This is a genomic window from Blautia sp. AF19-13LB (assembly GCF_003479105.1).
Classification (GTDB): domain Bacteria; phylum Bacillota; class Clostridia; order Lachnospirales; family Lachnospiraceae; genus Fusicatenibacter; species Fusicatenibacter saccharivorans.
Genome location: NZ_QUGO01000006.1, coordinates 99,479 through 112,673, shown reverse-complemented (window position 1 = coordinate 112,673; position 13,195 = coordinate 99,479). Strand labels below are relative to the sequence as shown.

Sequence of the window (13,195 nt, the reverse complement as noted above, 5' to 3'; positions counted from 1 at the left end):
TCTTGAAATAAGAGATAAGAAAGAGAGGGTTTTAACTATGGCAGAGGATTTTTTTGGAAATTTAAGTAAAACACTGAAAAAAACAGTGGATACTGTGGGAAAGAAAACAGATGAATTCGTAGAAATTCAGAAGATCCGCACCCGTCAGCATGCGCTTGAGGATCAGATTGAGAAGAATTACCAGGATATCGGACAGATCATCTACAACCGCTATCTGAACGGCGAAGCATTCGACGAGAATCTTGCCGGCATCTGCAAAGATATCACCGATCTGGAAAAAGAGATTGCAGACTGCAGGGAAGACGTGGCAAACAAGAGAGGCCGCATCGTATGCCCGGCCTGCGGCGCAAGTGTTCCGAAAGATGCAGCTTTCTGCATGCGCTGCGGTGCTGCTATGCCGGAGAAGGAAGAAGAGCCGGAGGATGCCGAGTTTGTACACGTAGAACCGGAAGAAAAAGCAGAAGAAACCGAAGCAGCAGCGCCGGAAGAAGAGCCTGAAAAAGAAGCAGAGGTACCGGAAGAGGAATGATCTGGACCCTGCTGCCGGGAGCGGTTTTCCTTGCAGACGGATGCCTGAAAAAGAAGGCAGAAGAGGAGTTAAAGGAAAATGAGCAGATCCCGGTCTGCAAAGGACATATTGTCCTGCGGAAATGTCATAACCGCGGCGTAGCGGGCGGCGGCTTCGCGGACAGCACGAAGAAGGTGGAAATTCTCACCTTCTTTTTGCTGTCCGGACTGTGGGCGCGTCTCGGAGCGCTGGCGGGCAGACGTAAGTGTAAGGCGAAGAAGCTTGGGCTTGCGCTTACGATTGGCGGCGGCATGTCGAACTGGTATGACCGGCATAAGAGAGGTTACGTGACCGACTATGTCAGCTTCCGGTTTGGACCGGAGAAGTTCCGCAGACTTGTGTTCAATGTTTCTGATTTCTGTATTTTCTTCGGACTTGCGCTGCTGACGGCAATTTCCTGCCGGGAGTCCAGGTGATGCAGGATCTCCCGAAAAGCCCTGCGGATGGCGGGCTTTTCGGGGCAAAAAAGAAAATTTGAAATTTTTTGAAAAAATTTGAAAAAAGCTGTTGACAGATTCGGAATCATCTGGTAATATATGTTTTGTTGAACGGCACATGAGAGCCGCAAGACAAGAAATGCAGGAGTGGCGGAATTGGCAGACGCGCAGGCTTCAGGTGCCTGTGGTCGCAAGATCGTGTGGGTTCAAGTCCCATCTCCTGCATTATTTTTTACCCTGCCTGGAATGATGCAGAAACTTCCCGGCAGGGTCTTTTTATTTCTGTGCGGAGAAGATGTGCAGACGGGGAAAGAAAAACAGACGAATCTCAGACAGTGTAAAATTGTTTAAAATTATCACTATTATCCATATTTTTCATAAAATCAAAAAAATTAAAATTTTTTCAAAAAAAGTGTTGACTTTTCTTTAGAAAGCTGTTATTATCTATCTTGTCAAGCGGACAACCGCTAAGACAACTAAGAAATGCAGGAGTGGCGGAATTGGCAGACGCGCAGGCTTCAGGTGCCTGTGGTCGCAAGATCGTGTGGGTTCAAGTCCCATCTCCTGCATTATTTTTTCGCTTTGCGTATCAAGAATTGGTCCGGTGGACCAATTCGGATTGCCCTGATGGGAAGTGTGAAAACTTTCCGTCAGGGTATTTTTATTTTTCCAGAAAAGAAAATAATTCCGACAGGACATTTTATGCCCAATACACACTTCAAAAGTATTCCAGAAAAGAAATTTCCGTAATTCGACAAAAATAGTTGAAATGTTTCCCTGGTTGTGATAGAATCTGAAAGATTAAAGTATGAGATGCATATTTCATACAAACTCAAAACCGAACGAAAAAGAAAGGAAAACGGTGGAATGATGAAAGCTTTTCTAATCTTAGAAGACGGGCATGTCTTTACCGGAACCAGCATTGGTTCACAAAAAGAAGTGATCAGTGAAATCGTATTTAATACATCCATGACTGGATATCTCGAAGTGCTGACCGACCCATCCTATGCGGGACAGGCAGTATGTATGACGTATCCTCTTATTGGAAACTATGGAATTTGTTATGATGATCAGGAGTCCTTAAGACCTTGGCCGGATGGCTATATTGTAAGAGAATTATCCCGTCTCCCCAGCAACTTCCGTTGCCAGGACACCATTCAGAATTTCCTGAAAAAGTTCGATATTCCCGGAATCGCCGGAATCGATACTCGTGCTCTTACCAAAATTCTTCGTGAAAAAGGTACCATGAACGGTATGATCACGACCAACGAAAATTATCACCTCGATGAAATTATTCCAAAATTAAAAGCGTATAATACCGGAAAAGTTGTAGAAAAGGTAACCTGCTCTGAAAAATCAGTTTTAAAAGGAGAAGGCTTTAAAGTTGCACTTCTGGATCTTGGCGCAAAGAACAACATCGCACGTTCCTTAAATGAGCGCGGATGCGAAGTGACCATTTATCCGGCGCTTACTACAGCAGAAGAGATCCTCGCCGCAAATCCGGACGGAATCATGCTGTCCAACGGCCCTGGAGATCCGAAAGAGTGCGTATCCATTATCAAAGAGATTAAAAAACTGTACGATTCCAATGTACCGATCTTTGCAATCTGTCTTGGACATCAGCTGATGGCACTGGCTACCGGCGCAGATACCCACAAGATGAAATACGGCCACCGCGGCGGAAACCACCCGGTCAAGGACCTTGCAACCGGAAGAGTTTACATTTCTTCCCAGAACCACGGCTATGTCGTAGATACCGATACCCTGGATCCGAATGTGGCAGTTCCGGCCTTTGTGAACGTCAACGACGGCACCAACGAGGGACTCAAATACGTCGGCAAAAACATCTTTACCGTACAGTTCCATCCGGAGGCATGCCCTGGCCCGCAGGATTCCGGATACCTGTTTGATCGATTCCTTGAGATGATGGGAGGTAACAAATAATGCCAAAGAATCCGAATATTAAAAAAGTTCTGGTTATCGGTTCCGGTCCGATCGTCATCGGACAGGCAGCAGAGTTCGACTACGCAGGAACACAGGCGTGCCGTTCCCTGAAAGAAGAGGGAATGGAAGTTGTTCTTCTGAACTCCAACCCGGCAACCATCATGACCGATAAAGACATCGCAGACCGCGTTTACATCGAGCCGCTGACCGTAGAAGTGGTAGAGCAGCTCATCCAGAAGGAAAAACCGGACAGCGTTCTTCCGACTCTGGGAGGCCAGGCAGGACTGAACCTTGCGATGGAACTCGAAGAAAAAGGCTTCTTAAAAGAAAACAACGTACGCCTGATCGGTACCACAGCACAGACCATCAAAAAAGCAGAGGACCGTCAGGAATTCAAAGATACCATGGAAAAAATCGGCGAGCCGGTAGCGGCATCCCTGGTTGTCCATGATGTACAGGCTGGTATCGATTTCACCAACAAGATCGGTTATCCGGTTGTACTGCGTCCGGCTTACACCCTCGGCGGAAGCGGCGGCGGTATCGCTTACAACGAAGAAGAGCTGATCGAGATCCTCTCGAACGGACTCCGTCTTTCCCGTGTCGGCGAAGTACTCGTTGAAAGATGTATCGCCGGATGGAAAGAGATCGAGTACGAGGTAATGCGGGACAGCGTAGGAAACTGCATCACCGTCTGCAACATGGAGAACATCGACCCGGTCGGCGTTCACACCGGAGACAGTATTGTCGTAGCACCGTCCCAGACCCTGGGAGATAAAGAGTATCAGATGCTGCGTACTTCCGCACTCAACATCATCACCGAGCTCGGCATCACCGGCGGATGCAACGTACAGTATGCGTTGAATCCGGACAGCTTCGAGTACTGTGTTATCGAGGTAAATCCGCGTGTCAGCCGTTCTTCCGCACTGGCTTCCAAAGCGACCGGTTATCCGATTGCAAAGGTTGCTGCAAAGATCGCACTTGGCTACACTCTGGATGAGATCCCGAACGCCATTACCGGAAAAACCTACGCAAGCTTCGAGCCGATGCTGGATTACTGTGTTGTAAAAATCCCGCGTCTGCCGTTCGATAAGTTTATCAGTGCAAAACGTACCCTGACCACACAGATGAAGGCAACCGGTGAGGTTATGAGTATCTGCAACAACTTCGAGGGCGCGCTGATGAAAGCCATCCGTTCCCTGGAACAGCACGTAGATTCCCTGATGTCCTATGACTTCAGCCACTTGTCCAAAGACGAGCTGATCGAAGAGCTTCACATCGTAGATGATATGAGAATCTGGAGAATCGCAGAGGCGATTCGTCAGGGCATCTCCTACGACGAGATCCACGAGATCACCAAAATCGATGTATGGTTCATCGATAAGCTGGCTATCCTCGTTGAGATGGAGCAGGCATTACAGGCCAAAGAGCTGGATGAGGATCTGCTGCGCGAAGCAAAACGCCTTGAGTTCCCGGATTACCTGGTGGCAAAACTGGCAGGAAAGACCGAAGAAGAAGTAAAAGCGTTAAGAAAACAGTATGATATCACCGCAGCTTACAAGATGGTAGATACCTGTGCCGCTGAGTTCGCAGCAACCACACCGTATTACTATTCCGTATACGGCGGCGAAAACGAAGCTGTCGAGACAAACGACAGAAAGAAAGTCCTCGTCCTTGGTTCCGGCCCGATCCGTATCGGACAGGGTATCGAGTTTGACTTCTGCTCCGTACATTGTACCTGGGCATTCAAGAAAGAGGGCTATGAGACCATCATCATCAACAACAACCCGGAGACCGTCAGCACCGACTTCGATATCGCAGATAAACTGTATTTCGAGCCGCTGACACCGGAAGATGTAGAAAATATCGTCAACATCGAGCATCCGGACGGAGCCGTTGTACAGTTCGGCGGCCAGACCGCGATCAAGCTGACCGAAGCACTCCTGAAAATGGGTGTGCCGATCCTTGGAACATCTGCAGAGAACGTAGATGCCGCAGAGGACCGTGAGCTGTTCGATGAGATCCTGGAGCAGTGTGAAATCCCGCGTCCGAAGGGACACACCGTATTCACCGCAGAAGAGGCGAAAAAAGCAGCCAACGAGCTCGGCTATCCGGTACTCGTCCGCCCGTCCTACGTCCTTGGAGGACAGGGTATGCAGATCGCCATCAGCGATGAGGACGTCGATGAATTTATCGGCATCATCAACCGGATCGCACAGGAGCATCCGATCCTGGTTGATAAATATCTGCAGGGCAAGGAGATCGAGGTTGATGCAGTCTGCGACGGCACCGATATTCTGATTCCTGGTATCATGGAGCACATCGAGCGCGCCGGCGTTCACTCCGGAGACAGTATCTCCGTTTATCCGGCACAGAGCATCAGCCAGCATGCAAAAGACACTATCGTAGAGTATACGAAACGTCTGGCAAGATCCCTGCATGTCATCGGTATGATCAACATCCAGTTCATCGTATGCGGTGAGGATGTTTACGTCATCGAGGTCAACCCGCGTTCTTCTCGTACCGTGCCATACATCAGCAAGGTAACCGGAATCCCGATCGTGCCGCTGGCAACGAAAGTCATCCTCGGCCACACGATCCGCGAGCTTGGCTACGAGCCGGGACTGCAGAGAGAGGCAGATTACATTGCCATCAAGATGCCGGTATTCTCCTTCGAGAAGATCCGCGGCGCAGATATCGCCCTTGGACCGGAGATGAAATCCACCGGTGAGTGCCTTGGTATTGCAAAGACCTTCAACGAGGCTCTTTACAAAGCATTCCTCGGCGCCGGAATCAACCTGCCGAAATATAAAAACATGATCATCACCGTAAAGGATGAGGATAAAGAGGATATCGTTCCGATCGCACAGAGATTCCAGGCTCTCGGCTACAAGATCTATGCGACGAGAAATACCGCGAAAGCCCTGAACGAGAACGGCGTCAATGCGATCCGCACCAACAAGATCGAGCAGCCGTCCCCGAACCTGATGGACCTGATCCTCGGCCACAAGATCGATCTCGTCATCGATACTCCGTCCCAGGGTGTTGAGCACTCCAAAGACGGATTCGTCATCCGCCGGAACGCGATCGAGACAGGTGTCAACGTACTGACCTCTCTGGATACCGCAACCGCACTCGTAACCAGTCTGGAAAATACAGATGTGAAGAAGCTGACCCTGATCGATATCGCAACGATCGACAAGAGATAAGCATGATAGAAGCATAAAGCAAAGAAAAGCTCTCTGCTGCAGAAACAAAGCGGCAGAGAGCTTTTTTGGCCGAATGTGGGTTTGAATGGATTTTACAAAAAAAGAAAACGTGACGCGCTTGTGTTTTTAGCATAAGTATGATAGATTTTTAATAGAATGCCAGAAAAGGGCATCCAATTCAAAAAGAGAAAGGTACATATCGTATGAACATCATTGAGTGGTTAAAGGTTATCCTGCTGGGTATCGTAGAGGGCATTACCGAGTGGCTTCCAATCAGCAGCACCGGCCACATGATTCTGGTAGATGAGTTTATTAAGCTGAATGTGACAGCTGATTTCAAGAATGTTTTTGAAGTTGTCATCCAGCTCGGTGCAATCCTTGCGGTTGTCGTCATCTATTTCTGGGATCTCTGGCCGTTTCATGGTAAAAGTAAAGCCAGAAGCCGGAGCTATTTTGCCAATCCAAGCGACAACAAGGTCTTTGCAGGTATTCAGAACTTTGTAGACAATTACTGTTATCTGGACAAAATTATCATGTGGTTCAAGATCGTCGTATCGTGTCTGCCGGCAGCCGTGATCGGACTGGCATTCAACGACTGGATCGAGGCCCATCTGATGAATTACGTGATCGTAGCACTGATGCTGATCATCTATGGTGTCCTCTTCATCATCATTGAGAATTACAACAAGACGAGAACACTGTCTGCAACAAAAATCAAAGAGATTACCTGGAAAAATGCGCTGTATATCGGTGTTTTCCAGCTCCTTTCCATCGTACCGGGAACTTCCCGTTCGGGAGCAACCATCATCGGCGGTATCCTGCTGGGATGCTCGAGAGAGCTGGCATCGGAGTACACGTTTTTCCTTGCCGTTCCGGTTATGTTCGGCGCGAGCCTTTTAAAACTGGTAAAACACGGCTTTGCCTTTACCGGTGTTGAGGTGGCGATCATGATCGTCGGCATGCTGGTGGCATTTGCGGTATCGATTTTTGCCATCAAATTCCTGATGCAGTACATCAAGAAGCACGATTTCAAAGCCTTCGGCTGGTACCGTATCGTACTCGGTGTGATTGTGCTGCTGTATTTCGTAATCAAAACCGTAATTTTGAAAGCATAAAATCGAACAATTCCGAAAATTTACCGGGAAAAATAGAAGAAGAAGTATCGTAAAATGAAAAAAATTGTGCGATACTTCTTTTTTTACGCGAAAATTACAAAAAACCCTGTAAAAAGTAACCAAAAGCTGATATAATAAAACATAACAGGGGCACAGACGATACAGTTCACCCGCGCCATTCGCAAAACTGCGCTTTCAGCGCTTTCCGCTGCTGCGCAGCTCCTTTTGCTCATTTCTCGGCGCTCCCTTCGTGTGTTCTTGCAAACAAATTTTCATGCAAGCATGAAATTTGCCCGCCAGAACACACGAGTGAACTGTAAATTAAAAAAAATACCGAAAATTTGCCATATTTTTATTGACTAAAGATATTCTTATGGTAAAATAAATGTGTGCGCCCGAGAATATCTTTCTTTTCGGTGCAATCAGTATAGGGTGAACGTATCATCCAGGGCAATCTGGAAATACTTTACTATAACCTATCAAAATTACAAGTAGGAGGAAAAGTAACAATGGCAAAATGGGTTTACATGTTCACTGAAGGTAATGCAGACATGCGTAACCTTCTCGGTGGAAAAGGCGCAAACCTGGCTGAGATGACAAACCTGGGACTTCCTGTACCACAGGGATTCACGGTAACAACCGAGGCTTGTACACAGTACTATGAGGATGGCAGACAGATCAACGACGAGATCATGGGTCAGATCATGGAAGCAATCGATAAAATGGAAGGAATCACAGGAAAGAAATTCGGAGACGCTAAGAATCCGCTGCTCGTTTCTGTACGTTCCGGAGCAAGAGCTTCCATGCCAGGTATGATGGATACCATCCTGAACCTTGGTCTGAACGAAGAGGTTGTTGAAACTCTGTCACAGGCTTCCGGCAACCCACGTTGGGCTTGGGACTGCTACAGAAGATTCATTCAGATGTTCTCTGACGTAGTTATGGAAGTTGGTAAAAAATACTTCGAAGAGCTGATCGACAAGATGAAAGAGGAGAAAGGCGTAAAACAGGACGTAGATCTTGACGCAGATGACCTCAAAAAACTGGCTGAGCAGTTCAAAGCTGAGTACAAAGCTAAAATCGGTGAGGATTTCCCGACCGATCCTAAGGTACAGCTGATGGAGGCTGTAAAAGCCGTATTCCGTTCCTGGGACAACCCGAGAGCAAACGTTTATCGTCGTGACAACGACATCCCGTATTCCTGGGGTACCGCTGTTAACGTACAGATGATGGCATTCGGAAACATGGGAGATGACTGTGGTACAGGTGTTGCCTTCACTCGTGACCCTGCTACAGGAGAGAACGGACTGTTCGGTGAGTTCCTTACCAACGCACAGGGCGAGGACGTAGTTGCCGGTGTTCGTACACCTATGCACATTTCCGAGATGGAAGAAAAATTCCCGGAAGCTTTCAAACAGTTCAAAGATGTTTGCAAAACTCTGGAGACACATTACAGAGATATGCAGGACATGGAGTTCACTGTTGAGCACGGTAAACTGTACATGCTGCAGACACGTAACGGTAAGAGAACAGCAAAAGCTGCTCTGAAAATCGCCTGCGACCTTGTAGATGAGGGAATGAGAACAGAGGAAGAGGCAGTTGCAATGATCGATCCTCGTAACCTTGACTCTCTGCTTCATCCGCAGTTCGATGCAAAAGCACTGAAAGAGGCTACTCCAATGGCAAAAGCACTGGGAGCATCTCCGGGAGCTGCTTGCGGTAAAATCGTCTTCACAGCTGATGACGCTGTTGCATGGGCTGAAAGAGGAGAAAAAGTTGTTCTGGTTCGTCTTGAGACATCCCCAGAAGATATCACAGGTATGAAATCTGCACAGGGTATCCTGACTGTTCGTGGTGGTATGACTTCCCACGCAGCCGTAGTTGCCCGTGGTATGGGAACCTGCTGTGTATCCGGTTGCGGTGATATCGTAATGGACGAGGCAAACAAGAAATTCACACTGGCTGGCAAAGAGTTCCACGAGGGAGACTGCATCTCTCTGGATGGTTCTACAGGATGCATCTATGACGGACTGATCCCGACCGTAGACGCTACCATCGCTGGCGAGTTCGGAAGAATCATGGGCTGGGCAGATAAATACAGAACCATGAAAGTTCGTACAAACGCTGATACTCCGGCAGACGCTAAAAAAGCTCGTGAGCTTGGCGCAGAAGGTATTGGTCTTTGCCGTACAGAGCATATGTTCTTCGAAGGCAACAGAATCGATGCATTCCGTGAGATGATCTGTGCTGAGACCGTAGAAGAGAGAGAAGCAGCACTTGCTAAGATCCTTCCGGAGCAGCAGGGAGACTTCGAGAAGCTGTATGAAGCTCTGGAAGGCAACCCGGTTACCATCCGTTTCCTGGATCCGCCGCTTCATGAGTTCGTTCCGACTGAGGAAGAGGACATCAAGAAACTGGCTGACGCACAGGGCAAATCTGTTGAGCAGATCAAAGCAATCATCGCTGGTCTGCATGAGTTCAACCCGATGATGGGTCATCGTGGATGCCGTCTTGCTGTAACTTATCCGGAAATCGCTAAGATGCAGACAAGCGCAGTAATCCGCGCAGCCATCAACGTGAAGAAAGCTCATCCGGATTGGAATGTAAAACCGGAAATCATGATCCCACTTGTTGGCGATATCAAAGAGCTGAAATACGTTAAGAAATTCGTAGTAGAGACCGCTGACGCTGAAATCGCAGCTGCAGGCAGCGACCTTGAATACGAAGTTGGTACCATGATCGAGATCCCGAGAGCAGCTCTGACTGCAGATGAGATCGCAAAAGAGGCAGACTTCTTCTGCTTCGGAACCAACGACCTTACTCAGATGACTTACGGATTCTCCCGTGATGATGCTGGTAAATTCCTGAATGCTTACTATGACGCTAAGATCTTCGAGAACGATCCATTCGCAAAACTCGATCAGGACGGCGTTGGCAAGCTGATGAAGATGGCTATCGATCTTGGAAGACCGGTTAACTCTTCTCTGCACGTAGGTATCTGCGGTGAGCACGGTGGAGATCCGAGCTCCGTAGAGTTCTGCAACAAACTGGGTCTGGACTATGTTTCCTGCTCACCGTTCCGTGTACCGATCGCCCGTCTGGCAGCAGCTCAGGCAGCTATCGCTCAGAAGAACGCTTAATTTAAGCGGAATTTGTCCGAATCAGGATATTCATGCAGTAGCATGATTTGTGTTCAAACGTAAGGAGACCCCGGCGGTCTGTAGAAATACAGGCGCCGGGGTCTTTTTTATCAATCGTTTAAAATCAAAGTGGGAGGGAAAACGGATGCAGAATGAAACAGCCAAAGAAAACCTGCTGCGGCAGATCCGGAAATACCGTCCGTACAATGAGCAGGAAGAGCGGGATCGGGCGATTCTGCTGAAATGGATGGAGAGCGGATGCGATATTTTGACGCGGGAAAATGAGACCGCACATCTGACTGTCTCCGCCTGGGTCGTAAGCCCGGATCGGAAGCAGGTGCTGATGGCGTATCACAATATTTACCATTCCTGGGCATGGCTCGGCGGCCACGCGGACGGAGATGCGGATCTTTGCAGCGTGGCGGTAAGAGAAGTGAAGGAGGAATCCGGGATTGAAGAGGTGAAGCTCTTATCGGATCAGCCATTCTCGCTCGAAATCCTGTCGGTGGACGGCCATGTGAAGCGCGGAAAGTACGTGACGACACATCTCCATCTGAATGTGACATATCTCATGGAAGCAGACCCGGTACAGGAAATCCGCTGCAAGCCGGATGAAAACAGCGCAGTCGGCTGGATTCCGGTGGAGCAGATCGCAGAAAAATCGACAGAGCCATGGTTTGTGGAGCGTGTGTATGGCAAGCTGTGTGAGAAAGTGAAAAGAGATTTCTGTGAAGTGTAATATGCAATCCGCGTATGAACTGCCATTTAGAATAAGCATTAGAAAAATGAGCTGTTAGATGTCTAAGATAGAGACAGAAAGAAAAATGGCAGGAGGGGTTTTATGTTTACAAATCAGGATTTGAAAAAGCTGATTATTCCGCTTTTCCTAGAGCAGCTTCTGGTGGCTCTGGTCGGAATTGCGGACGTGTTTGTTATCGGATTTGTCGGAGAGGCGGCGGTTTCCGGTGTGTCACTGGTCAATGCGTTTAATATGATCTTTATCAACCTGTTCACAGCGCTGGCATCCGGCGGTGCGGTGGTCATCAGCCAGTATATCGGAAAGAAGGACAAGGAGCAGGCGGGAGCGGCAGCTTCCCAGCTTCTGACGGCATCGGTATTGCTGTCGGTTGTTATTTCTGTAGTGGTACTGGTTGCCAACGAACAGCTGATGCGTTTGATGTTCGGCAAGGTTGAGGATGATGTCATGGCGGCATGCGTGACGTATCTGCGTATCTCGGCATATTCCTATCCGGCAATGGCGATTTACAATGCGGGAGCGGCTTTGTACCGCAGTTTTGGAAAAACCAGCACGACGATGTACCTTTCGATTGCATCGAATGTGATCAACGTAGTCGGAAACTGTATCGGCGTCTTTGCTTTGCATGCAGGTGTGCCTGGCGTTGCGGTTCCGTCGCTGATTGCGCGTATCTTTTCCGCAGCTGTTATCACGGTTCTCTGCTTCTCAAAGCGAAATCCGGTGCAGTATCTGAAAGAGTGGATTTTTAAAGTAGACTTGAGCTTCCAGAAAACGATCCTCAGTATCGCAGTTCCGAACGGTATCGAGAGCGGTATTTTCCAGCTCGTCAAAGTAGCACTTTCCAGTGTGGTAGCACTGTTTGGTACCTACCAGATTGCCGCAAACGGCATTGCCCAGAGTATATGGTCCATGGCGGCACTCACAAGCAGTGCACTTTCCCCAGTATTCATCACCGTCATCGGACAGTGCATGGGCGCGGGAGATACTGATCAAGCGGAGTATTATTTCCGCAAGCTGATAAAAATCACACTGATCATTGGAGTGGCATGGAATGCGCTTGTCTTTGCAGTCACACCGTTTGTCCTTTCCTTCTATGCGGTGTCCGAGGAGACGAAGCGGCTGACACTCTGGCTGGTACTGCTGCATAATATTTTCAACGGCATTGCACTCTGCTACGCCGGACCGCTTGGAAGCGGCCTTCGTGCGACAGGAGATGTAAAATTCACAATGGGAATTTCCCTCTTCACGACCATCGGCGTCCGCCTGATTTTCTCTGTGATTTTTGCAATCTGGATGAACATGGGCGTTATGGGAATCGCTCTTGCGATGTGCCTCGACTGGTCCGTGCGCGGCATCATCTTCTGGTGGAGATTCAAACAGGGCAAGTGGAAAACGTTTCAGGTTATCCGTGAGTGAAAAAACGATCCTCTTTTTCTGACGACAGAAAAGTTGTTGGTAAAAGGGGATTTTTGGGGTAAAAGGGATTATTTCGGTGCGTTGAAAATCATGCCGGGGTATGGTAAAATGGACTCCGAAAAACAGCAAAAGGAGGAAAATATAAGTAACTAAATATATTGTCAAATGTGATATAATGTGTTTAAACATACAAAAGGAGAATCATATTATGAACACATCAAATATCACAAACTACAAGCCGAAGGATTTTGCTGAATTGTTAGGGATATCTGTTAAAACGCTACAGCGTTGGGACAGAGAAGGGATTTTAAAAGCAAATCGAACTCCAACTGACAGGCGTTATTATACGTATGACCAATATCTTCAATTCAAAGGCATAAATATCGAAAATGATAAACGTCAGGCAGTTATTTATGCCAGAGTATCTACAAAAAATCAAAAAGACGATTTGCAAAACCAGGTCGCATTTTTGCGACAGTTTTGTAATGCCAGAGGAATCATTGTAGACCAATGTATCGAAGAGTATGGAAGTGGTCTTAATTACAACCGCAAAAAGTGGAATAAATTATTAGATGAAGTAATGGAACAGAAAGTAAAAACGATCATCATAAC

General features: G+C 47.9%; 9 protein-coding genes and 2 tRNA genes. All 11 read left to right on the top strand.

The annotated features are described in order from the left end of the window. Window positions 1–37: 37 nt before the first annotated feature. Window positions 38–529 (top strand): zinc-ribbon domain-containing protein, encoded by a 492-nt coding sequence (locus DWX32_RS07905; RefSeq protein WP_118640233.1) that lies wholly within the window; start codon window positions 38–40, stop codon window positions 527–529. After that, window positions 526–984 (top strand): signal peptidase II, encoded by a 459-nt coding sequence (locus DWX32_RS07900; RefSeq protein ID WP_022462960.1) that lies wholly within the window; start codon window positions 526–528, stop codon window positions 982–984. The genes DWX32_RS07905 and DWX32_RS07900 overlap by 4 nt, the downstream gene beginning before the upstream one ends. 162 nt (window positions 985–1,146) lie before the next feature. Next, window positions 1,147–1,230, top strand: a tRNA-Leu gene (locus DWX32_RS07895). A gap of 260 nt (window positions 1,231–1,490) precedes the next feature. Then, a tRNA-Leu gene (locus tag DWX32_RS07890) sits at window positions 1,491–1,574 on the top strand. A gap of 301 nt (window positions 1,575–1,875) precedes the next feature. Then, window positions 1,876–2,949 carry a carbamoyl phosphate synthase small subunit gene (locus DWX32_RS07885; RefSeq protein ID WP_055219571.1) on the top strand — a complete coding sequence of 358 codons (1,074 nt, stop codon included), beginning with the start codon at window positions 1,876–1,878 and terminating at the stop codon, window positions 2,947–2,949. Then, a complete protein-coding gene (gene carB / locus DWX32_RS07880; protein WP_022462958.1) occupies window positions 2,949–6,155 on the top strand; it encodes a carbamoyl-phosphate synthase large subunit in 3,207 nt (1,068 codons plus the stop codon). Before DWX32_RS07885 ends, carB begins: the two co-directional genes overlap by 1 nt. A gap of 203 nt (window positions 6,156–6,358) precedes the next feature. Continuing rightward, window positions 6,359–7,270 carry an undecaprenyl-diphosphate phosphatase gene (locus DWX32_RS07875; RefSeq protein ID WP_118659600.1) on the top strand — a complete coding sequence of 304 codons (912 nt, stop codon included), beginning with the start codon at window positions 6,359–6,361 and terminating at the stop codon, window positions 7,268–7,270. Window positions 7,271–7,779: 509 nt separating this feature from the next. Further along, window positions 7,780–10,410, top strand: coding sequence for a pyruvate, phosphate dikinase (gene ppdK, locus DWX32_RS07870; protein WP_118659598.1), 2,631 nt, complete (start codon window positions 7,780–7,782; stop codon window positions 10,408–10,410). 145 nt (window positions 10,411–10,555) lie between these two features. Continuing rightward, window positions 10,556–11,149, top strand: coding sequence for an NUDIX hydrolase (locus tag DWX32_RS07865; RefSeq protein WP_118659596.1), 594 nt, complete (start codon window positions 10,556–10,558; stop codon window positions 11,147–11,149). 102 nt (window positions 11,150–11,251) lie between these two features. Then, entirely contained in the window at window positions 11,252–12,583 is a 1,332-nt protein-coding gene (locus DWX32_RS07860; protein ID WP_055227542.1) for an MATE family efflux transporter, read from the top strand. Between the two features lie 223 nt (window positions 12,584–12,806). Beyond that, window positions 12,807–13,195: IS607 family transposase (locus tag DWX32_RS20105; RefSeq protein ID WP_243037569.1), on the top strand; the 389-nt coding region annotated here is incomplete at its 3' end.